The sequence below is a fragment of the Chryseobacterium sp. II3a genome (assembly GCF_057815135.1).
In genome coordinates, this window is the sequence record NZ_JBYPZJ010000005.1 from 101,092 (window position 1) to 126,298 (window position 25,207).

22 protein-coding genes are annotated in these 25,207 nt (G+C 35.9%); 10 read left to right on the forward strand and 12 right to left on the reverse strand.

Annotation, left to right across the window (positions count from 1 at the left end; genetic code table 11):
- Nucleotides 1-69 precede the first annotated feature (69 nt).
- Nucleotides 70-2,604: a phosphoenolpyruvate carboxylase gene (locus tag AC3HD6_RS13610; RefSeq protein WP_488896827.1), complete on the reverse strand. Its 2,535-nt coding sequence runs from the start codon at nt 2,602-2,604 to the stop codon at nt 70-72.
- A 187-nt stretch (nt 2,605-2,791) separates the two neighbouring features.
- Here AC3HD6_RS13610 and AC3HD6_RS13615 point away from each other — a divergent pair, with 187 nt between their 5' ends.
- The 3 genes from AC3HD6_RS13615 to AC3HD6_RS13625 all read left to right on the forward strand — a co-directional run bounded on the left by AC3HD6_RS13615 (nt 2,792) and on the right by AC3HD6_RS13625 (nt 4,665).
- Complete coding sequence (locus tag AC3HD6_RS13615) at nt 2,792-3,358, forward strand: Crp/Fnr family transcriptional regulator (protein WP_488896828.1); 567 nt, start codon at nt 2,792-2,794, stop codon at nt 3,356-3,358.
- 56 nt (nt 3,359-3,414) lie between these two features.
- Complete coding sequence (gene def / locus AC3HD6_RS13620; protein ID WP_488896829.1) at nt 3,415-3,996, forward strand: peptide deformylase; 582 nt, start codon at nt 3,415-3,417, stop codon at nt 3,994-3,996.
- Nucleotides 3,997-4,059: 63 nt separating this feature from the next.
- Nucleotides 4,060-4,665, forward strand: a complete 606-nt coding sequence (locus AC3HD6_RS13625) for a hypothetical protein (protein ID WP_488896830.1) — start codon at nt 4,060-4,062, stop codon at nt 4,663-4,665.
- A 206-nt stretch (nt 4,666-4,871) separates the two neighbouring features.
- On the opposite strand, the gene lpdA is transcribed toward AC3HD6_RS13625, so the two are convergent.
- Entirely contained in the window at nt 4,872-6,272 is a 1,401-nt protein-coding gene (lpdA, locus tag AC3HD6_RS13630; protein WP_488896831.1) for a dihydrolipoyl dehydrogenase, read from the reverse strand.
- Between the two features lie 100 nt (nt 6,273-6,372).
- Between lpdA and AC3HD6_RS13635 the strand changes: the two genes are divergently transcribed.
- The 6 genes from AC3HD6_RS13635 (at nt 6,373) to AC3HD6_RS13660 (ending at nt 11,115) form a co-directional block, all read left to right on the forward strand.
- Nucleotides 6,373-6,783 carry a winged helix-turn-helix transcriptional regulator gene (locus AC3HD6_RS13635; protein WP_488896832.1) on the forward strand — a complete coding sequence of 137 codons (411 nt, stop codon included), beginning with the start codon at nt 6,373-6,375 and terminating at the stop codon, nt 6,781-6,783.
- A gap of 146 nt (nt 6,784-6,929) precedes the next feature.
- Nucleotides 6,930-8,093, forward strand: a complete 1,164-nt coding sequence (locus tag AC3HD6_RS13640; RefSeq protein WP_488896833.1) for an iron-containing alcohol dehydrogenase — start codon at nt 6,930-6,932, stop codon at nt 8,091-8,093.
- Between the two features lie 376 nt (nt 8,094-8,469).
- On the forward strand, nt 8,470-8,943 hold the full coding sequence (locus AC3HD6_RS13645) for a lipocalin family protein (RefSeq protein WP_488896834.1): 474 nt from the start codon (nt 8,470-8,472) through the stop codon (nt 8,941-8,943).
- A gap of 65 nt (nt 8,944-9,008) precedes the next feature.
- A complete protein-coding gene (locus tag AC3HD6_RS13650; RefSeq protein WP_488896835.1) occupies nt 9,009-9,665 on the forward strand; it encodes a GDSL-type esterase/lipase family protein in 657 nt (218 codons plus the stop codon).
- A 10-nt stretch (nt 9,666-9,675) separates the two neighbouring features.
- Complete coding sequence (locus AC3HD6_RS13655; RefSeq protein ID WP_488896836.1) at nt 9,676-10,641, forward strand: tetratricopeptide repeat protein; 966 nt, start codon at nt 9,676-9,678, stop codon at nt 10,639-10,641.
- Between the two features lie 3 nt (nt 10,642-10,644).
- Nucleotides 10,645-11,115, forward strand: a complete 471-nt coding sequence (locus AC3HD6_RS13660; RefSeq protein WP_488896837.1) for a hypothetical protein — start codon at nt 10,645-10,647, stop codon at nt 11,113-11,115.
- 63 nt (nt 11,116-11,178) lie between these two features.
- Here AC3HD6_RS13660 and AC3HD6_RS13665 read toward each other — a convergent pair whose 3' ends face one another.
- The 4 genes from AC3HD6_RS13665 to AC3HD6_RS13680 all read right to left on the reverse strand — a co-directional run bounded on the left by AC3HD6_RS13665 (nt 11,179) and on the right by AC3HD6_RS13680 (nt 16,200).
- On the reverse strand, nt 11,179-12,531 hold the full coding sequence (locus tag AC3HD6_RS13665) for a DEAD/DEAH box helicase (RefSeq protein ID WP_488896838.1): 1,353 nt from the start codon (nt 12,529-12,531) through the stop codon (nt 11,179-11,181).
- Between the two features lie 130 nt (nt 12,532-12,661).
- Nucleotides 12,662-13,168, reverse strand: coding sequence for a hypothetical protein (locus tag AC3HD6_RS13670; protein WP_488896839.1), 507 nt, complete (start codon nt 13,166-13,168; stop codon nt 12,662-12,664).
- 21 nt (nt 13,169-13,189) lie between these two features.
- A complete protein-coding gene (locus AC3HD6_RS13675; RefSeq protein WP_488896840.1) occupies nt 13,190-14,521 on the reverse strand; it encodes a hypothetical protein in 1,332 nt (443 codons plus the stop codon).
- A 29-nt stretch (nt 14,522-14,550) separates the two neighbouring features.
- A complete protein-coding gene (locus tag AC3HD6_RS13680; RefSeq protein ID WP_488896841.1) occupies nt 14,551-16,200 on the reverse strand; it encodes an ABC1 kinase family protein in 1,650 nt (549 codons plus the stop codon).
- Nucleotides 16,201-16,640: 440 nt separating this feature from the next.
- Here AC3HD6_RS13680 and AC3HD6_RS13685 point away from each other — a divergent pair, with 440 nt between their 5' ends.
- Nucleotides 16,641-16,808, forward strand: a complete 168-nt coding sequence (locus AC3HD6_RS13685; protein ID WP_167386988.1) for a hypothetical protein — start codon at nt 16,641-16,643, stop codon at nt 16,806-16,808.
- A gap of 56 nt (nt 16,809-16,864) precedes the next feature.
- Here AC3HD6_RS13685 and AC3HD6_RS13690 read toward each other — a convergent pair whose 3' ends face one another.
- The 6 genes from AC3HD6_RS13690 to purM all read right to left on the reverse strand — a co-directional run bounded on the left by AC3HD6_RS13690 (nt 16,865) and on the right by purM (nt 25,134).
- The gene (locus tag AC3HD6_RS13690; protein ID WP_488896842.1) at nt 16,865-18,373 is read right to left on the reverse strand and encodes a GNAT family N-acetyltransferase; all 1,509 of its coding nucleotides are present in this window, start codon (nt 18,371-18,373) and stop codon (nt 16,865-16,867) included.
- Between the two features lie 331 nt (nt 18,374-18,704).
- A complete protein-coding gene (gene guaA, locus AC3HD6_RS13695) occupies nt 18,705-20,234 on the reverse strand; it encodes a glutamine-hydrolyzing GMP synthase (protein WP_488896843.1) in 1,530 nt (509 codons plus the stop codon).
- Between the two features lie 174 nt (nt 20,235-20,408).
- Complete coding sequence (purD, locus tag AC3HD6_RS13700) at nt 20,409-21,647, reverse strand: phosphoribosylamine--glycine ligase (protein ID WP_488896844.1); 1,239 nt, start codon at nt 21,645-21,647, stop codon at nt 20,409-20,411.
- Nucleotides 21,648-21,736: 89 nt separating this feature from the next.
- The gene (gene purH, locus AC3HD6_RS13705) at nt 21,737-23,254 is read right to left on the reverse strand and encodes a bifunctional phosphoribosylaminoimidazolecarboxamide formyltransferase/IMP cyclohydrolase (protein WP_488896845.1); all 1,518 of its coding nucleotides are present in this window, start codon (nt 23,252-23,254) and stop codon (nt 21,737-21,739) included.
- 171 nt (nt 23,255-23,425) lie between these two features.
- On the reverse strand, nt 23,426-23,992 hold the full coding sequence (gene purN / locus AC3HD6_RS13710; RefSeq protein ID WP_488896846.1) for a phosphoribosylglycinamide formyltransferase: 567 nt from the start codon (nt 23,990-23,992) through the stop codon (nt 23,426-23,428).
- Nucleotides 23,993-24,141: 149 nt separating this feature from the next.
- Entirely contained in the window at nt 24,142-25,134 is a 993-nt protein-coding gene (purM, locus tag AC3HD6_RS13715; RefSeq protein ID WP_488896847.1) for a phosphoribosylformylglycinamidine cyclo-ligase, read from the reverse strand.
- Between the last annotated feature and the right edge of the window lie 73 nt (nt 25,135-25,207).

Consider the following 25,207-nt stretch of genomic DNA (forward strand, 5'->3'; position numbering starts at 1 on the left):
AAACTTATTATAAATTAAAAACGGGCATTGAAGCCCGTTTTTTCACTATAAATAGCGTATTTATTTTATTTAAGCTGAATTTCTGCTTGCATTAATGTTTCCGAATAATGACCTTGTCACCAGCTTCTCATAAGCTTCTTTGTTTCCTTCTCCTTTCTGAATCTTCATCAGTGCATATTGCTGAATACTTAACAATGGAAGAACAATTTTCTCACGAATTTTCACCGATTTTCTGGATAATGGATCTTCTTCCTGAAGCATTTTGAACCCGGTAAGTTCCAGCATGATATCTCTTGACAGCTCATATTCATTGAAAAGAATATTCCAAAAAGCTCCGAATTTAGGATTGTTTTTAATATAATAAGTCAATGGGAAGTAAGATTTGTTCATACTCATCATTGAATTTAATACTAATGTTTTAAAGAAATCAGATCCTTTATACAATTCTCTAACCTCTTCAAACCTTCCCTGCTCTTTCATCTGCTGCATGGCATACCCAAATCCGAAAAACCCCGGAACATTCTGCTTCAATTGCGACCATGATCCCACAAATGGAATAGCTCTTAAATCTTCAAACTTCAATTCACTTCCGTTTCCTCTTTTGGAAGGGCGGCTTCCGATATTGGTTTTCCCATAATATTCCAGCGTACTCATCTCCTGAAGGTAAGGAACGAACATCGGATGTGCTTTCAGGTCAGAATATTTCTGGTAACTGATATTGGCCAGTTCAATAATCAAAGCTCTTTCTTTTTCCGTAAGGTCTTTTTTGGCATTTTTGAATACATCATTTTCCACTCCAGCTGTCAAAAGCTGTTCAAAATTATATTTTGCCTGTTCTTTATTTCCGAAAATACTTGTAATTGTTTGTCCCTGAATCGTAAGTTCAATTTTATTATTGGCAATTGTTTTTCCCTGAGAGGCATAAAAATCGTGGGTTTTCCCTCCACCTCTTGCAGGCGGCCCGCCTCTGCCGTCAAAGAATACCACTTTGATATTATTCTGTTCCGAAAGTTTTGTCAGGACCTCTTTCGCTTTATAAATTTCCCAGTTGGCTTTTAGGTAGCCGCCATCCTTGGTCCCGTCTGAGAAGCCCAGCATAATGGTCTGTTGGTTTCCTCTTCTTTCAAGGTGTTTTTTATAAACAGGATTCTGATACAATTCATTCATCACATGTTCGGCATTATTAAGCCCTTCCATGGTTTCAAAAAGCGGTACAATATCCATATTGATTTCTTCATCATGATATCCACACACTTTAAAGAAAGCATACACATTCATCACATCTTTCACTGCATCAGAATTGGAGATAATATAGCGGTTCATCCCTCGTAATCCGTTCAGGTTCTGGATTTCAGAAACCTGAGAAACCGTCAATAAAGTATCTTTTACAATATCTTCAAAATCATCAGCATTTACAGGGCTTGGAATCTGAATCAGCTTATTAAATTTCTGTTCGTAATCCACATCTTTATTACCATATACTTTTGCAAAAACCTCATCAATAACCTTCTGATGAATTCTACTGTCCTGGCGGATATCCAATGTTGCGAAATGGGTTCCGAAAATCTTCACACGATCTCTGAAATTCACCAAAAGATCTAAAAACAAAGCATTATGTTCGTTAATCAATATTTTTTCGGCTTCATCCGTTTTTTGTAAAATAGCCTCTGCAGTAATTGTTTTTCCATCAAAAATAGCAGCATACAATTCCTCACTCAAAGACGTCAATACTTCAGAAACACCCCTGAAGCTCAGTCTTCTTCTGATAAATTTCAAATGACTGTAATAAGATTTCAAAATGGCTGACCGTAGTTCTTCTGCCACTCTTTTAGTAACATCTGCTGTCACAAAAGGGTTTCCGTCACGATCTCCACCCGGCCAGAAACCAAGCTGGATAATATCTTCATGCAAATGGAAATGCCCGTTTCCAAAAGTCTTTTTAATCTTAGTAAATAACTCACCAATGGTATCATAATATACATATCTCAGGTAAGAAATAATACTCAAGGCTTCGTCAATAGGCGTTGGCTTTTCTTTGTTCACAAAAGGAGTTTTTCCTAATTGCTGCAAAAGTGTATCGATCTGGGTAACTGAATCGCTGGTAATGGCTCCTCTCAAGTCCTGGATAATTCTCTGTACTGAGCTTGGGTAAAACTGAGTAGGGTGTGCTGTGAACACTACTTTCACACTGAAATCTTTTAATTTTTCACGTACTTTTTCAATTTTATGATCCTGAAAAGAGCGTTCAAACAGATTGGTAACGGTTCCGCCATCACTTTCGGAATGCAGGTTCGGAAATGCAGCATCTTCAATACTATCAAATAAAACCACCTGTCTTTCAATATATTGAATGATCTTAAAAAGCAGTTCGAGTTTCTGCTCTTCGGTCTGTAGATCGGTATGATTTTTAAAAAATTCTTCTACGATTTCTTCGGGTGTTTTTCCTGCGTCGTAGCCGGTTCTGCTTTCCTCATAAAGAAAAGGAAGCAGCATTCCGATATTTGTCATTTTATCATAGGGCAGGCTCATAAATAATGAATTGTAGATCTGGAATTTATTTTCCACGATCTGCCTGAATTTCTCTGCGCGTTGGTCGTGTCTCATAATAACAAATGTAAGTGATTTTGGAATTAGTTGGGTTGACAAATGGCAAAAAATAAAAACTTTATTCTCCTGAAAATTAAGCTATCCATAAATCATTCTTATCTATATCTTCAATTAAACATTTCGTAACTTTGAGGCTAAATTAATCTTCGATATAAAATTATCAGCTGTATTAAAAATTCCGAAAATGGGCTACATCAGAGAATATTACGAACAAATCGTCAAGCTGCAGGAATCTGAATGGGAGTTTATCGCAGGATATTTCCATAGAAAGACGTATGCTAAAAACGAAATCATTACCCAGCAAGGTGATACGGAAAATTATCTGTCTTTTATTGAGGCCGGGCTGGTAAGATTTTATATTCCCGATGATGAATATGGTTATACTTTCAGTTTCAGTTTTGAAAAGGAGTTTACTTGTGCCTATGATTCTTTTCTTACCCAAACACCTTCTGAATACGAGATGCAGGCATTAAATGAAACTGTTGTATGGCAGATTTCTTACAATGACCTACAGAAAATTTATAGTCAAACCAATGTGGGAAATCATTTGGGACGTTTTGCTTCCGAAAAACTCTTTCTGTCTAAAAGCAAAAGGGAGCTTTCTTTATTAAAACTTACCGCAAAAGAACGCTATTTAAAGCTATTCACTGAGCAGCCAGAGCTACTGCAGCGCGTGCCCCTTAAATACATTGCTTCTTATATTGGAATTACTCCACAGGCTTTAAGCAGAATCCGCAGACAGATTAATTAACATAGGTTCATTGTATATCTTTCCTCATCTGCTGAAATTTGCAGAAAAGTATTTCAATGAATTTACCAATTGTAGCCTATGGAAACCGCATTTTAAAACAGAAATGTACACAGATTAACAAAAACTGCCAGGAAATCCGGGATCTTATCACCAATATGTGGGAAACCATGGAAAATTCAAACGGATGCGGCCTCTCCTCTTCGCAGATCAATCAACCTTTACAACTTTTTGTTGTGGATAGTGAGATCACTTTTGAAAATCTTAATACTGAAGATCAAATTCTCTATTTTGAAAGAAATGACAAGGGAATCAGAGAAACTTTCATCAATGCTAGGATTATCCATTCCTCTGAAGAAACCTGGGAAGATTATGAAGGATGTCTAAGTATTCCTGGTCTTTCTCAAAAGGTGGAAAGACCATGGAAAATTACCCTTGAGTATTTGAATCAGGATTTTGTAAAACAAACTAAAACTTTCGCAGGATTAACAGCAAGAATTATTCAACATGAATATGACCATACTCAAGGAGTTTTATATATTGATCATCTAAAACCTCTCACAAGAAAAATAATTGAATCAAAACTGAAAAAGATTATCAAAGGAAATATTAAAACCGATTATCCTATGAAATTTTTATAATCATTTTGAAGCATTAAAATGCATCAGTAATTTTCGTAAATTTGCTTTAAAATACGGTTATTTATGAAAATCATCATCGCACTTTCCCTGATCATTACCAGTCTGTTTTCGGCTCAGATCAAGGTTCCTGATGATTATAAGAAAATACCCGATATTCTGGATACAACAGAATACCTTTATCCTTTCGTCGTTCCCAATAAAGAATATGACTATTGGAGAGTTCTCACCAATGACAATGACCCCGACAAGGCCATCATCTATGAAAGCCAGGCTCCTCTTTTTATGACGATTAATGAACCTGTTCCTGAAAAGGGATTCTTTCAGAAATGCATTGGAAATAATTGTTTTTCTTATATTCTTGCCTGCAAAAAAGAAAGACCTGTTTATTTTTCTAATGAACAGCAATTAAGAGATTTTATCGGAACAGTTGATAACCTTCCGGAAGCTATTTTACTGGCAAAAACCTATGGCTACTTTATTGATCCTCAAAATCGTTTCACAGGGTCTTATAAAATTGAAGACCATTCAATTTCTCTGTATGCTTTACAGGCTAAAGGCTGTCCAGTGACTAAAGAATCTTTTTTAATTAAAATCAATAGAAAGACTGGAAAACTGGAAGCTAAAAGCAATGGCGTTTATTCAAAAAGTAAGGATTGTACTAGTTTATAATCTGCTAATATTCAATATATTTTAAGGCCAAAGAAAATCAAGGAGCTTCGGCAACAATTTCACTTATTTTTTAGCCACTAATGCACGAATAAAATAATTTCCGATACTTTACAAGCCTATGTGAATCTATGTGGTTTAATTTTTCCACCACATAGTCACATAGAATAAGGTTATTCGTGCATTCGTAACACTTTAAAGCATTTGTATCAGATATTAATGGCACCCTGCCCTGATGCCATCAGATAAGCTTCTTTCAAAGTTTCTGAATAGGTTGGATGTGCGTAGGAAATACGGAACATATCTTCTGCGGTCACCTCATATTCCTGGGCAATTACACCCTGGGCAATCAGATCAGCTGCTCTTGCTCCAATAATATGTACGCCAAGTACTTCCCCATATTTTGGGTCCACTAAAACTTTTGCAAACCCATCCGTATCCATTGAAGCTCTTGCTCTGGCACTGGCTGAAAACGGGAACTTGCCAATGTTATAAGCGATGTTATTCTTTTTAAGATATTCTTCAGTATGTCCAACAGAGGCTACTTCCGGCCATGTATATACCACAGATGGAATTCTATCATAATGAATATGGTGTTTCTGCCCGCTAATTGTCTCTGCTACTAAAACGCCTTCTTCTTCCGCTTTATGAGCAAGCATTGCTCCACCAATTACATCCCCTATCGCAAAGATATTTGAAACGGAGGTACGATTGTTTTCATCTACTTTAATAAATCCACGGTGATCTAATTGTACATCTGTATTCTCAAGCCCCAATCCTCTTACATAAGGACTTCTTCCCACTGCTACCAGAATATAATCAGCTTCCAATTCATTTTCTGTACCGTTTTTATCTTTAAAAAAGACCCTCGCTGCTGTATCTGAACTTTCAGTTTTATAAACAGCCTGTCCCAAGCGGATATCAACTCCTTCTTTTTTAAGAATTTTATGAAGGCCTTTTCCCAATTCATGATCCATTGATGCAATCAGATGATCTGCATATTCAAGGATGATAACCTGAGTGCCGATACGATTAAAAATTGAGGCCATTTCTACTCCTATCACTCCACCCCCAATGATGACTATAGATTTCGGTTTTTCATTCAGAGATAAAGCTTCTGTGGAAGTTATAATCCTTCTTTTATCAATTTCTATTCCCGGAATGGTGGATGGTTTTGATCCTGTGGCAATAATATAATTGTTAGCAGTGATCTCTTTGGTTTCTGTTTCATTAACTACTTTAATGGTGGTATTATTGATAAAACCAGCTGTCCCTTTCAGGCGGGTAATCTTATTTTTATCCATTAAGAAATTCAGCCCGCTGGTGTTTTTGGCTACTACTTCAGATTTTCTTTTGTACATCTGGGAAAAATCGAGTTCTATCTTATCAATCTTAATTCCATGTTCATTAAACTTATGATGAGCCTCTGTATAATGATGTGTGCTATCCAGCAGGGCTTTTGTCGGAATACAGCCTACATTGGTGCAAGTACCGCCCAATGTCTCATATTTTTCGATAATTACTGTTTTATAGCCTAATTGTGCACTTCTAATAGCAGCAACATACCCTCCAGGGCCTGAGCCAATCACGGCAATGTCATAATTTTCCATTTGATTTATTAATTATTTATGATTAAATTTACTTGCAAAATAAAAGCAAAATTAACACAAACACTTTCATTTTGCAAGTAAAATATTATCAATTAAAATAATGAGTAAAAAAAGATCAGACTGTCCCATCAGCAGTTCACTGGAAATATGGGGTGACAAATGGTCATTGCTAATCATCCGTGACCTGATGCTAAAAAAAGAATGTACATATGGTGAGCTTCAGAAAGCGGATGAAAAAATTGCTTCCAATATTCTGGCAACAAGGCTTCAGAACCTATTGGAAAATGGAATTATTGATAAAAAAGATCATCCAGAAAACAAGCTGAAGATATTATACCATCTTACAGAAAAAGGGATTGATCTGGTTCCTATTATTGTTGAAATCAATCTATGGGGAGACAAATATCTGACCATTCCTGACGACAAGAAAAAATTATTAGAAGATATAAAAAAGGATAAGGAAGATTTTATCAAAAGAGCAAAATCATATCTCGCCGCTAAGCCTATATAAAGACAGTCAAATAATTATCTATTGCAAATTGATGGGAGATCAGTTTTAATAGCTTTCATGAAATTCAATCATAGCAATTTTAAAATTTCATTAACTTACTTTTCCCTTTTCATTCCGTAAATTTGAATTAAATAAATTTAAGAACAATGCTTAATTTCGAGTTTAAAAATCCAACCAAAATACTTTTCGGAAAGGGCGAAATCGCTAAAATTTCCAATGAAATACCAAAAGACTCCAAAATATTAATGATCTACGGCGGTGGAAGCATCAAAAATAATGGAGTGTATGACCAGGTAAAAGAAGCTTTAAAAGAGCATGATCTTTATGAATTCGGTGGAGTTCCTGCCAATCCTGAATATGAAGTTTTGATTAAAGCAGTGAGTTTTATTAAAGAAAATGGTATTACTTATCTTCTTGCTGTAGGTGGGGGTTCTGTTATTGACGGAACAAAATTTATCTCCGCAGCAGCCAATTATGATGGTGAACCTTGGGATATTTTAAGAAAACAGGTAAGAACTTTTGAAGGAGAAGGGATACCATTCGGCAGTATTCTAACTCTTCCTGCAACCGGTTCTGAAATGAACTCAGGGTATGTGATTTCCAGAAGAGAAACTAATGAAAAATTGTCTTCCGGAGGTCCTGGACTTTTCCCTCAATTTTCGGTTTTAGATCCTGAAGTCATTAGATCTATTCCTAAAAATCAGATTGTAAACGGGCTTACTGATGCTTACACTCACGTATTGGAACAATATATGACCGCTCCATCTTCTGCTGACCTTCAGGAAAGAATTGCTGAAAGTATCTTAATCAGTCTTCAGGAAACGGCTCCAAAAGTATTAGCTGAAGATTTCAACTACGATGCTGCCGGCAACTTTATGTGGTGCTGTACCATGGCATTAAACGGATTGATTCAGAAAGGAGTTATTACAGACTGGGCAGTACATGCTATGGGACATGAATTAACCGCTTACTTCGGTATTGATCATGCCAGAACGCTGGCCATCATTGCTCCTTCCCATTATCGTTATAACTTTGAAGATAAGAAAGGAAAACTGGCTCAATATGCAGAAAGAGTATGGGGAATTAAAGAAGGAAGCATTGAAGAAAAAGCAGAATTAGGAATCAAAAAACTTGAGGAATTCTTCCACAGTCTTCATATCAAAACAAAACTGTCCGAATACACTGAAGATTTTAAAGGAACTGCAGAAAGAGTGGAAAAAGCCTTTACAGACAGAAACTGGCTGGGACTTGGAGAGTATAAAAAGCTTACTCCCCAGGATGCTTCCAAGATTGTTGAAATGAGCTACTAGCAAGCTTTATACTCAAGGTTTAAAGATTTTGTACGAAGTACATTTTATGTTTTGGCTTTAGCCAAATGAATATAAATTTTATAGTGGGAGCGGGCTTTAGCCCGCTCCCACTGATATTCATACCCATATGAATAATTGAAGTTTTTGAAAAAGCAGAGCTAAAGCCCACCTGTATTGCTGTTGATATCCGAATGGATATATGCACAGATAAAAGTTGTTTAGCGACAAGATCTTTTATCTAATCATTCTCCCTTTTATTTTTTAAATCCTTCACTACTCTTTCTTCTTATTTATAAACATTTGTTTAAAAAAACACCATTTCATTACCTATATTTCAAATTTATTTATATTTTAGCATATTCTTAAATTTGTGAAAATGAAAAAACAGCTACTTTTATTCGCCTTTTCAGCTCTGGCGCTTACTTCATGTAATGATGATAACCTTGATGCCTATGAAATGGGAATTTTGCAAGGGGATTGGAAAGAAGTAAAGACAGAAATTATTTCAGGAAAAGATAATAAAACGGTGCTTCAAACAACAACTCCGGAAGGATGTACTGCTAAAAACACTCTTTACTTCAGAACAGATAATTATGTAAGTTATACCGCTTATGATGGAAATGCAGATGGAAGCGACTGTCATTTTGCTGCTAAAAGTGAAGGAGATTACACATATAGTGCGGATTCTAAAATGTTGAATATCCACCTAAAAGGAGAAGAAGCTGAAAATATGAGCTTCAGAGTAGATATGCTTACCCAAACTGAGCTTAGACTGGCACAGACCGTAGGAAATTATGACAAAGATGGAGACAAAATTATAGATGTCACCTATATTACTTACAAAAGATAAAATTTAAACTCCCGTTGATCGGGAGTTTTTTATTACTTTTATCTCAAATTTTAAAACTGAATATAATGAAGAAGATCCTATCAGCATTTCTATTGCTGTGTTTTATTATTGCGTTTTCGCAGGAAAAAAAGCCAATGTTCTGGCATGACATCCAGGAATTCAAAAAACAAGATCAACAAAACCCACCTCCAAAAAATGCTATCCTGTTAATAGGAAGCTCCTCTTTTACCAAATGGACTGATGTAGCGGATTATTTCCCAACTAAAACCATTATCAACAGAGGTTTCGGAGGTTCAAGACTTACAGATCTTAATTATTTTGCGGATGATCTTTTATCTCCTTACCAGCCTAAACAGATTATTATCTATTGCGGAGAAAATGACTTCGCCGATAATCACCAGCTAAAGGCTCAAAAAGTAGTAAAAAGATACAAAAGCTTTTACAAAAAGATACGTGAAAAATTTCCTACTATTGAAGTAGATTATATTTCAATGAAATATTCTCCCAGCAGAGAGAAACTTTGGCCTCAGATCAAAGAAGCCAATGCTAAGATTGAAGCTTTTATGAAAAAACAACCTCATGCAGAATTCATAGATGTAACCAAGGCTATGGAAGATGCTAACGGAAATGTAAGAAAAGATATTTTTGTGGAGGATATGCTTCACTTTAAGCCTGAAGGTTATCAGATATGGACAAAAGTGATGATGCCTTATATGAAATAAACTCAATATCATGATAAAAAAAACAATAACCATTTTATTTTTTATTTTACCATTTTCTCTTACATTTTCTCAGGAGAAATCTGATGAAAAAAAAATTATTCAGGAGCTTTCAGAAAATGCTTGTAAGTGTGCTGATTCTATTGCTTTGTCAAACCGAAAGAAAGAAGATATCATAAAAGATGTTCACGACTGTATTGATAAATATACAGGAGCGCTTCAAATTTCATCTCTTTTATCAGGAGCAGAAAAGCTTTCAGAAAAAACACCTGAAATAAATGGGAAGAAGAAAATAACCCTGACCTTTGACACTGATAAGAACTCACAACAATATATAGACAGCTACAATAAACTTGAACGCTATCTGATGCAAAACTGTGAAAGTGTAAAAAAGGCTACTAAAACTACAGAAACCAATTATGATAAGTTTTCAAAAAATGAAACTGCCATTGATTTCTATCAGAAAGGAGTTGAATCTTCAAAAAAGGAAAACTGGAAGGAAGCCATTCAAAACTATGAAGAAGCTGTAAAGTCTGATCCAAAATTCATATATGCCTGGGATAATCTTGGTATCTGCTATAGAAGAGTGGGTGAATATGACAAAGCCCTTAATGCCTATAAACAGTCCTTAGCTATTGATCCAAAAGGTAAAATGCCTTTACAAAATATAGCGATGACTTATGTTTTTAAAAAGGAATACCAAAAAGCTATTGATGCTTATAATGATTTGGATAAGGTTTATCCCGGTGATCCGGAAGTTTATTATGGAATAGGACAAACCTACTTTGCTCATTTGAAAAACAGTGAAAAAGGACTTGATTACATCTGCAAAGCATACAGAATTTACACTGAGCAGAAATCACCTTATCGTTCTGATGCAGAAACAATAATAGGCTACATCTACAAAAGTATGAAAGAGGAAAATAAGATGGATAAATTTAAAGAAATTCTGAAAAACAATAAAATTGACTTCGAGTAAAAAATGAAAGAGTCCCGAAATTTACCCATCTATAAAAAGGCTGAAGAAATCTACAAAACATTACGGACCATTACCGATCTGTTTCCCGAAGATAATGATTACCTTCAGCATCTGAAATTTAATACATTAGAAGACAGCATGGTTATTATGGCTAAAATTTCCGGAGCTGAAGCTGTAAAGTTGTATGATATCAAAATGGAAAATGCAACTATTATCCGAAAGGCAGCACGCGATATTATGGTAAGCGGTAATCTCCTTAAGGAATTAGGCTTTTCTGATGCTAAATATTATAAAGTTATCAGAAATCTGATAGAAGATTTCCGTCTTTTATTTATTGATTGGATTGCTACATTCAATCCGAAGCATTATATTGTAGATAATTGGGGTCTGTTCAATCCTCCGGGCATATCATCAGATCATATACAGGAAGATGATGAACTGGACTTCCTTAATGATGAAGACGAAGAATATTAAATCTTATTACCATCAACAAAACTGATAAAAAAAACGATTCCCATATTAGGAATCGTTTTTGTTTTATTTCTTTCTCTTCGATTTAGAGATTGATTTTTGCTGTGCTCTGTTGGCTCCAAACTTCTTAGGTGCTTTTCTTTTGGAAGGTCCACCCCAGTTTTCTTTGGTATTCTTCGCTTTTTTCTCATGGAAAGCTCCTCCTCCTTCATTCAGTTTTACCTGTGCAGGATTTTTCATCACTACTTCATCTTTTTCAGAAGCAATTTTGGTTGGATTAATTTTAACGTCTTCCGGGAAGTCATTAAACTTTAAATCTTTATCCATTAAAAGCTCGATATCTAGGATTAAAGGCTCTTCTTTTTTAGTTACAAAAGTTACTGCTTTACCTTCTTTATCAGCTCTACCGGTTCTACCGATTCTGTGGATATATTGTTCAGGAATATCGGGAGTTTCAAAGTTGATCACATGGGTAATATTGGAGATATCAAGACCTCTTGCCATTACATCTGTGGTAATCAAACCTCTGATCTCTTCATTTTCAAAGCTTTTCATTGCCTTAAGCCTGTAGTTCTGAGATTTATTGGAGTGAATCACATCAAACTGTTCAGGGAAAAGTTCATCAATCTTAGTGAAAAGAAGGTCTGCGTGTTTCTTATTGTTATTAAAGATCAATACTTTAGACATATCCGCATCAGTCTTCAACAAATGCTCAAGAAGGTTGATCTTGGTATTAAAGTTCTCAACTTTATAACCCGTCTGTTCAATTTTTTCAAGTGGTGTTCCTGATTTTGCCAATGATATTTCTATCGGGCTGGCAAAGTATTCATCCAACATATCATCTACCGCTTCTGTCATCGTTGCAGAGAAAAGAATATTCTGTCTCTTCTCTTTCATCATCTCAAAAATATGAGTCAGCTGTGGTCTGAAACCAAGGTTAAGCATTTCATCAAATTCATCGATGATAAGTTTCTGAACTTCCTTTAAAGAAATCGCATTATCTATAGCAAGGTCCATTACTCTACCAGGCGTTCCTACCAGAATATCACAACCGTCGTTAAATAATAATTTCTGGGTGTTGATATTTTTCCCACCATATATTCCGATTACTCTTGCAGTGATATTTTCAGTCAGCTTCTCAAGAATTTCTGCTACCTGCACCACCAATTCTCTTGTTGGAACAAGTACTAAAACCGTTGGGTTTCCTGTTTTACTATATTTCCAGGTTTTCAGAACGGGTAAAAGATAGGCCAAAGTTTTCCCTGTTCCGGTTTGTGCAATTCCCATTACATCTCTTCCTGAAAGGATAGGCTTCAAACTCTTCTCCTGAATGGGAGTAGGTTCAAATAATTCTAAATCTGCTAAAACATCAAGAATTTTAACCGGCAGGTCAAAATCTGCAAAAGTGAGTTTTTCCATTTTGCAAAGATAGGTATTAATATTAAAATGTAAAATCAGGTTTCAGACAACAGAAATGGTGATATGGAAAAAGACCAGTCCCAAAATGAAAGCGGAAATCTAAGATTGAAACTAAAAATTTTAAAACGTATCAGTTAATCTTTATGCTTTTACTGCTTATTTTAATATCATCATCTTTCCATTCGCTGGTGGTGATTATAACATTCCCTTTCTTTTTAGGATCTTTTTTAATTGGAAATTTGTCTTCTTCCCATTGATTACAGTGAGTAGAAACAGGATCTACAAGTGGTTGCCATCCCGTTTTGCTTAAAGTATAGGTATAAAACGGATGCCAGCAGCTTGTACACCAGTTTGGGTAAAACCCAACATCATCCTTTCCGTCGTTATTAAGGTCTCCCAGATTGTATAAAGCTCCACCTTTAGCCATTGAAATGATGAAGGGTTTTATATTTTTATCACTGAAATAGATCATGGTGTCACATTTTCCATCACACTCATCGCTACAGTCATTTACTTTAGCGTAAACATATTCTGTTGTTCCATTTCCATCAAAGTCACCTTTCACTCCATCATTTTGTGATTGTGCAAACATTGCTGAACCAGAAAAAGTTAGAATAGTAATAATTATCGTTTTCATATTATTTTTTTGGATAGAGGGCTACCCATATATTATTCGCTTTTGTTTTTGCATTAACACCATATACATTATAAGTACAAATCCAGCATAAACATACTGAGTACGTGAAACTCCCACCCCATAAGGAAACCAAATTCCCGGAATTTGAAGCAGAGATACTTCCTGAGGAAATAGCCCAGCGGCGACCAATAAGGCAGCTAATAGCGCCAGCCAGTCTTTTTGCTTCTCATTTACAAATCCAATGATCACTATGTACAACATTAAGATCAGAAACAAATAGCGTATATATTGGGAAATTTCCTGAAATAGCAAATGATTGATATTCTCGGAAATCCATTCTAATCCAAGCAATTGAGCTGTACTATAAACAATAGTAAATACAGCAATAATCTTAAGAAGCCATTGTGATCTGTGTAAGCTGTACCACTCATACCAAGCCAACAACCAAGCTCCCAAAACCAATGGCCTTAAAATGACAGAAGTAATAATATCATATTGATGGGCACTTTCTATTTGAAACCAACTATAAACAGCTTGATTGAGACGTATCAGTGCAAGCAGCATCAGTGCAATAATAAACCATTTACCTGAGCTGATACCCCTTTTAGATTGATTCACAAGGAAAATAATCATTGCCAGCAGTATAAACATTACAGGTTCTACAACTTCTACAATATACCCTTTTATTAATTGCCCCCACTGAAATTTGTATTTCTCTCTAATATCGCTCTGAGTACCAAGTTCAGGAGCCACATGAATACCTCCTAAGTCAGTTCCCTGCTCTAATGTTGCGGAACTCATCCATACACGAAAAGCAATGGTGATATGCTTCTCTCCTTTCAAAGGGAATAAAAACATCTTGGGTTGAATGCCATAAGCTGCAGGGTTCGTTTTTGAAAAATCACCTGCATTTCCTTGCAATATACCGTTGATATATACCTGATAAACATCATCCACAGCCGAAGGTCCTAATAAAGCTATATTATCCGCCGTTATACTATCTAAAGAAATATTTATCCGATACCAGGCATATCCTGAGTAATCTGGATGCCCATGCTTCATCCATCCGGGGATATATCCAGAAATCCCGACATCACCATCCCTTGCACCAGGAGGTGCAGTAAAATCTACAGTTTCCCATTGGGAATCATCAACCTTGGATAATGCCCATTGAGGATCATCTCCTGTTTTAAATTTCCAAGGACCGTTTAACTTTACTATTGTCTTGCAACTATTACTTTCTAAATATTTATTTTCTGAAATCTTAAAATACGTTACTGTAAGTAAAATCAAAAAAATAGTGAGCACTGCTCCACCACGAATGTACCATAAATATCTGCTTTCTTTAGTCATATTTGCGAATTAATGGTTGGCTTATAGTCTTACTTCCTTGTTATCCTAAGCAAAAGGACTAAAACCAAAACAACTGAAAAAGTAAAGCCTAAAATAGCAACCACAGAAAGCTCCCCTATTCTTGGCCCTGATTCTGAAACCAAAACAATGGCCGTAGCAATGATATTTGCCCCTAAAATCATGGCTAAAATAAGATTGACAACACTCGATTTTATCAGTTGGTTGGTCTTTTCTATATTTTTGATCTCACTGGAGACAGTGAATTTATTTTCATCCAGTTTCTGAAGTACAGAACGGAGTTCTTTGGGAATTTCATCTACGTTATCCGTGAAATTCATCATTCTATCCATTCCTGTTTTTAAAAGATTTTTCGGACTTATCTTTTTTGTAAATATCTTTTTTGTGTATGGATGAAGGCTTTTCACAATATCAAGATCAGGGTTGATATTCCTCCCTACTCCTTCTATCAGGCTAATACCTTTAAATAAAAGATAGAAATAATCAGGCATATACAACCTGTTATCCTTTAGAATATCTTTCATCTTATTGATAATCACCTGAACATTGATTTCCTGTAATGAGGAACTGTGAACGAAATTCAGAATGTCTTCCACATCATTTTCAAATCTTCTTTCATCCGGAATTTCATAACTCACCGCCATTTTTTTGAGATACCTAACTATTTTATGCGGGTTTTTAGCCACAAAACTTACAATAAGATTTTCAAGAATCTCTTTATCATTTGGCTGAATTTTTCCAACGGCTCCAAAATCAATAAAGACAATCTTGCCATCTCTTTTCACTAAAATATTCCCGGCATGCGGGTCAGCATGAAAGAAACCATAGTCTAAAATCTGAGAAACAAAGAGTCTTAACCCTGTTTCAGATACTTTTACAGGATCAATATTATGGGCCAGAAGAACAGCTTTATCGGTTACTTTGATACCATCAATAAACTCCATACAAAGAATATTATTGTTGGAGAATTCTTCATACACTTTCGGAACATAAGTCTCCTTATTATTCTTAAAATTCAGCCGGAACTGCTGAATATTATTCTTTTCATTAATTAAAGAAACTTCTTCTAATAAAGACCTTTCAAAAGTAGAAATGGCTTGTTTTAAATTAAGCTTCTCTCCTATTTCCGAATAAGCTGAGATTAATTTTTCAATATCCTTGATCAGCAACAAATCGTCTTCGATGACAGACTGAACCTCAGGTTTTCTGAGTTTTAAAATAACAGGGCTTCCATCCAGCAAAACAGCTTTATACACCTGTGCAATGGAAGCTGTAGCCAATGGTTCTTTCTGGATTTCAAGGAAATGATCTTTTACAGAGATATTAAACTCACTTTCCAGAGTTTCTTCCACATCCATATCTACAGTTTCCACTTTATCCTGTAGTTTTTGCAATTCCTGAATCAGTTCCGGTGGCAGCAGGTCCTCTCTGTTACTGAACGTCTGTCCAAGTTTTACAAAAGTAGGTCCTAACTCTTCAAGAGCCAGTCTTATTCTTTCGTAAACGGTCCCTTTTGAAATTATTTCTTCAGAATCTCCTGAAACTTCTTCCTGTTTATTTCCGCCATTCATTCTTGCAAGAATATCTTTAAAACCGTATTTGCTTAATACGGAAATCAGTCTTGCGGATCTTTTCAGTTTTCTTTGCTGCTTGTCAAACATAGTGTATCAATAGTAAGTGCAATTTACTCCAAAAACTATTCCTAATGCTATATTGTCTTAGGTTAAGCGTAAAAAATTCAGAATTAAGTGGTTGGAAGTTGGAAGCATGAGACTGGAAGTTGCTTTTAGCCATACCATTATTTATTGTTACTTTTTTATTAAACTATAAAAAGATAAAATATCTTCCTGATGGTTTTATGAATTACGATTTTCAATGCCCGCTTCAGATTCATTTTCAGTAACAAATCCTGATATGAACTTAGCTGATTTTATAAAAAAGCAGACGGAAAATCACTATAAAAAGATTAAATTTCTCATCACATAATCAGTATTTTAAATGATTATTTCCAAACATAATGAAAAAAGAATGTCATGTATAATAATAATTTATATATTTACAGAGTACAAACATTAAAACAAACCAATAAAAGTATTACAACATGAAAAATTTACGTAACAGCAAACTTTCAAGAGAACAATTAAAAAACGTTTCAGGAAGCGGAATCATTATCGGCGGTAAGTGTTCTTACCAGTGCTGTCCTACTGACGGACTTCCAAAATGCCCGGGATTAATTTGTCCTGCGGTAGTTTGCCCACAGTATAAATAATTCGCTCAATAAATTTTAGGTAAAATAAAAACAGAATGCTTTCGCATTCTGTTTTGTTATTTAAGATAGGTTTCATAAAGGTCTTTACGGCGGTCTTTCATCACCTGAACAGAGCCATTGTGATGAAGATCTTTCAATAAATTCAAATCTACATCTACAATTAAGGTCATTTCTGTATTAGGAGTGGCTTCCCCTTTCACCGCATTGGATGGGAACGCAAAATCTGAAGGAGTGAATACAGCTGCCTGACCAAACTGGATGTCCATATTATTTACTTTCGGAAGGTTACCCACGCAACCTGCAATAGCCACATAGCATTCATTTTCTATAGCTCTGGCTGCAGCACAGTGACGTACTCTCATATACGCATTCTGAGTATCGGTGAGATAAGGAACAAACAATATTTTCATTCCCTGATCTGCTAAAATTCTTGGTAATTCCGGGAATTCAACATCGTAACAGATAACGAGTCCGATTTTCCCACAGTCTGTATCAAAAACTTTGATCTCATTCCCGCCTTTCATTCCGTAATATCTTTTTTCGTTCGGAGTAATGTGAATTTTTCTGTATTCATCCATACGCCCATCACGGTGAAGAAGATAGCTTACATTATACAAATCATTTGTATCATGATCAAAAACAGGCATACTTCCGGAAATGATATTGACATTATAGCTGATAGCCAGTTCGGAAATTTTCTTTTTAATATCTTCAGTAAGCTTGGCCAGCTCTATCATACTGTCTCTTTCCGAAAGGTTATTGAAAGGGGCCAGCAAAGGTGTATTGAATAACTCCGGGAATAATACGAAATCTGATTTGTAATCCCCCATCACATTTACAAAGAATTCTACCTGCTCGTAAAAGGCATCTATGTCTTTAAAGTGTCTCATCTGCCATTGTACCAATCCCAAACGGATGATACTATCCTGCATGGTATTTGGTCTTTTACTGTAATAGATGTTATTCCATTGCAGAAGCACAGCATTTTCTTTCGAAGCTTCATCTTCAGGAAGATATTTTCTCAATACTCTGATCGGAAGAAAATTATTGGAAAGCTGAAAAGATAATACAGGATCATAGATTTCCTTATCTCTTACTCTTCTTATATATTCTCTTGGAGAGAGCTCATGGCTGTGTTTATGGTAATTCGGGATTCTGCCTCCAAGAACAATTGATTTTAGATTTAGCTGTTCACAAAGTTCTTTTCTGGCATCGTACAATCTTCTACCAAGACGCAATTCGCGGTACTCCGGATCTACAAAGACTTCTATTCCGTATAGAACATTTCCGGTGGATGAATGGGTATTGAAGGTATAATTGCCTGTAATATCACTATAGGTATGATCATCTCCGAATTCTTCATAATTAACGATGATAGAAAGTGCTACAGCTGCCAGTTTCCCATCTACAGTAATACAGATTTGTCCATTTGGAAATATTCTTGTCAGTTTTTCTATGCTTTTTTTAGACCATATGGATTCTGACATCTGTGGATAGGCTCTTTTCATTGTTTCTGCCAACTCATCATAATCCTGAACAGTCAGGGGTCTTGTATCTATTTGCATTGGGTGTAATTTTACTTAAATTTAGTGAAAATTTGTTTTTAACAGGTAATTACTATGCAAAACATTAACCAAAATATCAATTTAAAAAACAATATTTTTTTTGAATCAAAGTGAAAAAACTTTGGAAGAAGGTGATGATATTATCCTATCTTTAGCGTTTACCTCAGACAAAATCATACATTTAAATGATGTGGAAGTTTATCATTCTTGTTTACAGAAAACAAAACTTGGAACAGAAGCATTACTATTTTTCAGAAACAAAATATACAATGTAAACAGAAAATCCTACCCGTTTTCGGGCAGGATTTATATTTAAAATTCAAGTCAAAAATTATTCCCACTCAATAGTTGCAGGTGGTTTGCTTGAAATATCGTAAGCTACTCTGTTGATTCCTCTTACTTCGTTGATGATTCTGCTTGAAACAGTATCTAAGAACTCGTAAGGAAGTCTGCTCCACGTTGCCGTCATAAAGTCGATCGTATTAGCAGAACGAACTACAGCTGTGTATTCGTAAGTTCTTTCGTCTCCCATTACTCCTACAGATTTTACAGGAAGTAATACTACAAAAGCCTGAGATACTTTTTCATAAAGGTCGTTTTTATACAACTCTTCAATGAAGATATCGTCAGCTTCCTGAAGGATTCTTACTTTTTCAGCATCTACAGCTCCCAATACTCTGATTCCTAGTCCTGGACCTGGGAAAGGGTGTCTGTATACTAAGTGGTGAGGAATTCCTAATTCTTCTCCTACTCTTCTTACTTCGTCTTTGAAAAGCTCTCTTAGTGGTTCTAATAATTCGAATTCCATATCTTCAGGAAGTCCGCCAACGTTGTGGTGAGACTTGATTACTGCAGATGGTCCGTTTACAGACTGGCTTTCGATAACATCAGGATAAATTGTACCCTGAGCTAAGAATTTAGCTCCTTCAATTTTGTGAGACTCTTCATCAAATACGTGGATAAATTCGTTTCCAATGATTTTTCTCTTCGCTTCAGGATCGTCTACTCCCGCTAATTTTGAAAGGAATCTTTCTTTAGCATCTACCATTTTAATGTTCATATGGAAATGCTCTCCATACTGATCCATTACTTTCTTCCCTTCATCCTTTCTCAATAATCCGGTATCTACGAAGATACACGTTAATTGATCTCCGATTGCTTTATGAATTAAAACTGCGGCTACAGAAGAGTCAACACCTCCTGAAAGACCAAGGATCACTTTATTATCTCCTACTTTCTCACGGATTTCTTCAACTGTTTTCTCGATATAGTTGGTCAGTTTCCAGTTTTTCTCTGCATTACAAATTCCGAATACGAAGTTTTCAAGCATTTTCCCACCTTCTTCTGTGTGAGAAACTTCCGGGTGGAACTGGACGCAGAAGATTTTTTTATCTTCGTTGGAAATGGAAGCAATTACTCCAGATTTTGCATTTAATTCAAATCCTACAGGCAATTCTCCTACTTCATCAAAGTGGCTCATCCAAACTACAGAGTTCTGAGTTACTCCTTTTAATAAAGAGCTTTCTTTAACGATCTCAAGATTTGCCTTTCCATACTCTCCTTTTTCTCCTTTATTTACTTTCCCTCCTAAAAGGTGAGCTGTCATCTGCATTCCGTAGCAAATTCCTAGAACCGGAACTCCCTGTTCATATAATGCTTTTTCAACCAGGTGGGCATTTTCTGCGTTTACAGAACTTGGTCCACCTGAAAGGATAATTCCTTTGGGTTGTTTTGCTATAATATCTTGTAAAGGTGTATTGAAAGGTAAGATTTCAGAATATACTCCCATCTCACGGATTCTTCTTCCGATAAGCTGGTTGTACTGGGATCCGAAATCTAAAATAATAATACCGTTGTTCATTTTGTAATGATTGATAAATGATGATTAATTTAAAAGCTTCAAGCGATAAGCTTTAAGCAGTAAGCTTTTTATATTACAATATGCTTACAGCCTTTAGCCTAAGGCTTATTGCTTACTTAACTGTTTTACAAAAAAAGACTTGGAATGGCTCCAAATCTTTTTTCGTGATTTTTATTAAAACTTTCCGATGTCTTCTCTGTAGAAGCCGTAATCGAAATGTACGTGACCTGCGTCTTCGTAAACTTTTTTGCGGGCATCTTCGAAAGTAGCACCTGTAGCTACAATGTTCAATACTCTACCACCATTGGAAACTACTTTATCTCCTTTTGTGATAGCTCCTGCATATAATAGTTTACTGTGTTTTACTTTGTCTTCTCCTGTAATTTCAAAACCTGTTTCAATGTTTCTTGGATATCCTCCTGAACACATTACAAGACAAACTGCTTTTTCGTCTTTAAACTTAAGCTGAATATCTTTTCCGTCCATACAGTCCTGGATCACATCTAAAAGGTTGTTTTCCATAAGTGCCATCAATACCTGAGTTTCAGGATCTCCGAATCTCATGTTGTATTCAAGAAGATAAGCTCCGTTCTTAGTTACCATTAATCCGAAGAAAATTATTCCTTTGAAACTGAATCCTTCAGCTTTAAGACCTTTAATAGTAGGCTCTAAAATATTTTGTTCAAAATCAGCATAGTGCTCCTGAGTGAATTCCGGGCTTGGTGCCACTGAACCCATTCCTCCTGTATTGGGTCCTGTATCTCCGTTTCCTGCCTTTTTATAATCTTTTGCAGCAACACAAGGGAAAAGTTTTTCCCCATTAGAAAAAGCAATGATAGAAGCTTCAAAACCTTGTAAATATTCCTCAATTACTAAACGGATACCAGCGTCTCCATAGATTCTTCTGATCATGAAGTCATGGATCGTAGCTTCTGCTTCTTCAAGGTTGTCACAGATAACAACTCCTTTTCCACCTGCTAGACCACTTGCCTTGATCACTAAAGGATATTGCTGTGTTTGCACATATTCTTTTGCTTCGTTATATGAATCAAATACTACCGCTTTAGCTGTTTTGATATCATAGGTCTGCATAAATTTCTTAGAGAAAGCCTTACTTCCTTCCAAGCTCGCTACTTTCTGCGTAGGTCCGAAAACCTTAAGATCGTGCTTTTTAAATTCATCTTTGATCCCAGCTACCAATGGAGCTTCTGGTCCAACGATCGTTAAATCAACCTTTTCTTTAATAGCGAAATCTCTAAGTTCTTTGATTTCTGATAAATGAACATTTTTCCCTATTGCATCGGTAGTAGCATTCCCGTTAGCAAAAAACATTTTAGAAATTCTTGGGTCATTCTGAAGCTTTGCTGCTAAAGCAGATTCTCTACCGCCTTCACCTATGATTAATATTCTCATACTTTATTTATTATCTAGTCTTATTCTACAAATATATAATTTTGGATGTTAAAATTACCATCCAAAATTATTTTTTAACTCTATTTTAATTAGTGGAAAAAGTGTCTAACCCCAGTAAACATCATTGGGATTTTATGCTCATTAGCAGCCTCAATGCTGTCCTGATCTTTTACACTTCCTCCTGGCTGAATGATGGCTTTTATACCTTCCTGAGCGCAGAAATCTACCACGTCACGGAAAGGGAAAAATGCATCGGATGCCAATACTAAATCTCCTGTGAATTTTTCTTTTGCTCTTTCGATAGCCTGCTGTGTAGCCCAGATTCTGTTCACCTGTCCGCCCCCGATTCCGAAAGCCTGAATTCCATTGGAAACTACAATAGCATTAGATTTCACATATTTTACCACTCTCTGAGAGAAAAGCAATGCTTTTTTCTGTTCTTCCGTAGGCTGAGTTTCAGTCACTACTTTGATATCATCAGAGAAATGCAGATCATTATCCTGAACCAAGATACCACCATCTACTTTCACCCAAGTCTTCTTATCAGAAACAGGATTTACGATTTTGATGATTCTTAAGTTTTTCTTTTTTCTTAAAATTTCAAGAGCTTCTTCGTCGAAGTCCGGAGCCATTACAATCTCAAGGAATGTTTTATTCAGCTCCTCAGCCGTTGCGGCATCGATCTTATAGTTCATAGCAACAATTCCGCCAAAGATGGAAACCGGATCACATTCGAAAGTTTTTTGGTACGTTTCCAATGCTGAAGTACCGATTGCAACTCCACAAGGTGTAGAGTGTTTTACGGCGCAACAAGCCATTTCTTCTTTGAACTCAGTCACTACTTTCCAGCAAAGGTCCATATCACGAAGATTGTTGAAAGAAAGTTCTTTACCACCAAGCTGTTCAAAGTCTTTCATTGCTCCGTTCTCAAAAGTAGAAACGTAATAAGCTGCTGACTGGTGAGGGTTTTCACCGTATCTAAGATCAGAAACTTTTTTGTAAGATGCATTTAAATACGTTGGATATTCCTCGTCTAAAAGCATTCTTGAAATAGCGGCATCATAAGCTGATGTAAGGTTAAATACTTTTCCTGCAAGCTTCTTACGAGTCTCGATATAAGTATCTCCGTTTTGTTCCATTTCGATTTTTACTGTTGTATAATCTTCTACATCAGTAATTACGGTAACGGAATCAAAGTTTTTAGCTGCAGAACGAAGCATTGATGGACCACCGATATCGATAAACTCTACTTTCTCGTGCAAAGAAATGTCTTTGTTCACATTTTCAAAGAAAGGGTAAAGGTTTACGATCACCATATCTATCAGACCAATTCCGTGCTCCTGAACGGTTTTCATGTGCTCTTCGTTAGTACGAACCGCTAACAATCCACCGTGAACTTTTGGGTGTAAAGTTTTCACTCTTCCGTCCAACATTTCAGGGAAATTGGTTACCTCATCAATCTGAATTGGATTTAAACCAGCGTCTTTCAAATGTTTGAATGTTCCTCCTGTGGAGATCAACTCATAATTCTGAGCTTCCAAAAATTGTGCGAATTCAATTAATCCACTTTTGTCAGAAACACTGATTAAAACTCTCTTTTTACTCATTACTTTCAATTTTTACTTTTCACAGTTATTTCAAACTGTACCCGGGTCTTTCACCTCCGGATTACTTTTTATTTTACTTAGATTTCTTTTTATTAATATAACAATGTATCAATTTAGCAATGTAACAATGTCTTCAATATTGGTAAACTGGTAAATTGTTAGATTGCTAAATTATTTATTTCCCAGGACCTTATTGATCGCTATTGGAAATATTTCATATTCAATCTGGTGAACTTTCTGAGCTACTATTTCAGGGGTATCCTCTGCTGTTACTTCAAAAGATTTCTGAAGGATAGCTTCTCCTTCATCAATACCTGGAGTTACAAAATGTACTGTTGCTCCACTCTCTGTTTCTTTAGCTTCAACAACGGCATTATGAACATTCATTCCCCACATTCCTTTTCCTCCGAATTTCGGAAGCAATGCCGGATGAATATTGATTATTTTACCGTTCCAGTTTTCACAGAATTCAGCTTTTAAAATGGATAAAAATCCTGCCAATACAATAAGGTCTGTATCCTGTGGGATTACTTTAACCAACTCACTGCTGAAATTCTTCCCTCTTGGAATGAGTATGTTTTCTATATTGTGATTCTTTGCTCTTTCCAATCCGAAACATTCTCTGTCTGCAACGACTAAAGACACTTTTGCATTCTGAATTTCTCCAGTGGCAATGGTATCAATGATTCTCTGCAGATTGGTTCCTGAACCGGATACGAGTACAACGATGTTCTTCATTTTTATTTTATTAGCCTTGTCAAGGTTTAAAACCTTGACAAGGCTTTGAATGTTATTAACTAGCCCCGATTGAAGCGACATCCTTTTTGAAATGGCTTTGTAAAAAAAGCATTGGCGAAAAAGATATAGCGGAAAGCGGGATTAAGCTTCTAAAATTTTAAATTGATTTTCTCTGCTCCTTCAGTGATTTCTCCGATTTCGTAAGCATCATCTAAAAGGTGCAATACTTTTTCAGCATGTTCAGCATCTACTACGATTACCATCCCAACACCCATATTGAATGTTCCGTACATTTCCTCACGGGCAACCTCACCTCTCTTTTCAAGCTCAAGCATCACACTAGGAATTCTGATTTTTGATTCGTCAATAGAAGCACAAAGTCCTTCAGGAATGATTCTTGGAACGTTTTCGTAAAGACCACCTCCTGTAATGTGAGCAATTCCGCTTACTTTTACTTCTTCCAATACTTTGTGAATGTCTTTAAAGTATAGTCTGGTTGGAACTAAAAGGGTTTCGTACAATGGTTTTCCTTCAAATTCTTCTTCGAAATTTGGGAATACTTTTCTTACTAAAGAGAATCCGTTTGAGTGGAATCCTGAGCTCGGTAATGCGATAATTTTGTTCCCTGCTTTGATGTTGGAACCATCAATAATCTGGTCTTTTTCCACAATTCCTACACAGAATCCTGCAACATCATAATCTCCAGGCTGGTACATACCCGGCATCTCAGCAGTTTCTCCACCAATTAATGCACAGTTGTTATCTTTACAAGCATTTACCATTCCAAGAACGATTTCCGCTGCAATTTCAGAATCCAGCTTTCCGCAAGCTAAATAATCTAAAAAGAACAAAGGTTTTGCACCGTGACAAAGAATATCGTTAGCACACATGGCAAAACAATCTACTCCAATAGAGTCATATTTTTTGGTATCTAAAGCTACTTTCAGCTTAGTTCCTACTCCATCTGTTCCTGAAACAAGAACCGGGTTTTTGTATCCTCCAATCTCATAGAAAGCGCCAAAGCTTCCCAAATGGTTCAATACATTGGAATTATGGGTTTCACCCACTGCTTTTTTGATCTTGTCAACCGTTTTGTATCCTTCTTCTTTGTCTACTCCTGCTGATTTGTAAGTGTTGCTCATGTGTCTGCTTAGATTTTTTAGATAATTCGTTTTTTCAGATTTCAGATTATTGATGCTCTGGTGTCTGTTACCT

Bases quoted from the DNA above. Each gene is read 5' to 3' on its own strand.
- AC3HD6_RS13610 (WP_488896827.1), bottom strand. From the start codon at position 2,604: ATGAGACACGACCAACGCGCAGAGAAATTCAGGCAGATCGTGGAAAAT.
- AC3HD6_RS13615 (WP_488896828.1), top strand. From the start codon at position 2,792: ATGGGCTACATCAGAGAATATTACGAACAAATCGTCAAGCTGCAGGAA.
- def (WP_488896829.1), top strand. From the start codon at position 3,415: ATGAATTTACCAATTGTAGCCTATGGAAACCGCATTTTAAAACAGAAA.
- AC3HD6_RS13625 (WP_488896830.1), top strand. From the start codon at position 4,060: ATGAAAATCATCATCGCACTTTCCCTGATCATTACCAGTCTGTTTTCG.
- lpdA (WP_488896831.1), bottom strand. From the start codon at position 6,272: ATGGAAAATTATGACATTGCCGTGATTGGCTCAGGCCCTGGAGGGTAT.
- AC3HD6_RS13635 (WP_488896832.1), top strand. From the start codon at position 6,373: ATGAGTAAAAAAAGATCAGACTGTCCCATCAGCAGTTCACTGGAAATA.
- AC3HD6_RS13640 (WP_488896833.1), top strand. From the start codon at position 6,930: ATGCTTAATTTCGAGTTTAAAAATCCAACCAAAATACTTTTCGGAAAG.
- AC3HD6_RS13645 (WP_488896834.1), top strand. From the start codon at position 8,470: ATGAAAAAACAGCTACTTTTATTCGCCTTTTCAGCTCTGGCGCTTACT.
- AC3HD6_RS13650 (WP_488896835.1), top strand. From the start codon at position 9,009: ATGAAGAAGATCCTATCAGCATTTCTATTGCTGTGTTTTATTATTGCG.
- AC3HD6_RS13655 (WP_488896836.1), top strand. From the start codon at position 9,676: ATGATAAAAAAAACAATAACCATTTTATTTTTTATTTTACCATTTTCT.
- AC3HD6_RS13660 (WP_488896837.1), top strand. From the start codon at position 10,645: ATGAAAGAGTCCCGAAATTTACCCATCTATAAAAAGGCTGAAGAAATC.
- AC3HD6_RS13665 (WP_488896838.1), bottom strand. From the start codon at position 12,531: ATGGAAAAACTCACTTTTGCAGATTTTGACCTGCCGGTTAAAATTCTT.
- AC3HD6_RS13670 (WP_488896839.1), bottom strand. From the start codon at position 13,168: ATGAAAACGATAATTATTACTATTCTAACTTTTTCTGGTTCAGCAATG.
- AC3HD6_RS13675 (WP_488896840.1), bottom strand. From the start codon at position 14,521: ATGACTAAAGAAAGCAGATATTTATGGTACATTCGTGGTGGAGCAGTG.
- AC3HD6_RS13680 (WP_488896841.1), bottom strand. From the start codon at position 16,200: ATGTTTGACAAGCAGCAAAGAAAACTGAAAAGATCCGCAAGACTGATT.
- AC3HD6_RS13685 (WP_167386988.1), top strand. From the start codon at position 16,641: ATGAAAAATTTACGTAACAGCAAACTTTCAAGAGAACAATTAAAAAAC.
- AC3HD6_RS13690 (WP_488896842.1), bottom strand. From the start codon at position 18,373: ATGCAAATAGATACAAGACCCCTGACTGTTCAGGATTATGATGAGTTG.
- guaA (WP_488896843.1), bottom strand. From the start codon at position 20,234: ATGAACAACGGTATTATTATTTTAGATTTCGGATCCCAGTACAACCAG.
- purD (WP_488896844.1), bottom strand. From the start codon at position 21,647: ATGAGAATATTAATCATAGGTGAAGGCGGTAGAGAATCTGCTTTAGCA.
- purH (WP_488896845.1), bottom strand. From the start codon at position 23,254: ATGAGTAAAAAGAGAGTTTTAATCAGTGTTTCTGACAAAAGTGGATTA.
- purN (WP_488896846.1), bottom strand. From the start codon at position 23,992: ATGAAGAACATCGTTGTACTCGTATCCGGTTCAGGAACCAATCTGCAG.
- purM (WP_488896847.1), bottom strand. From the start codon at position 25,134: ATGAGCAACACTTACAAATCAGCAGGAGTAGACAAAGAAGAAGGATAC.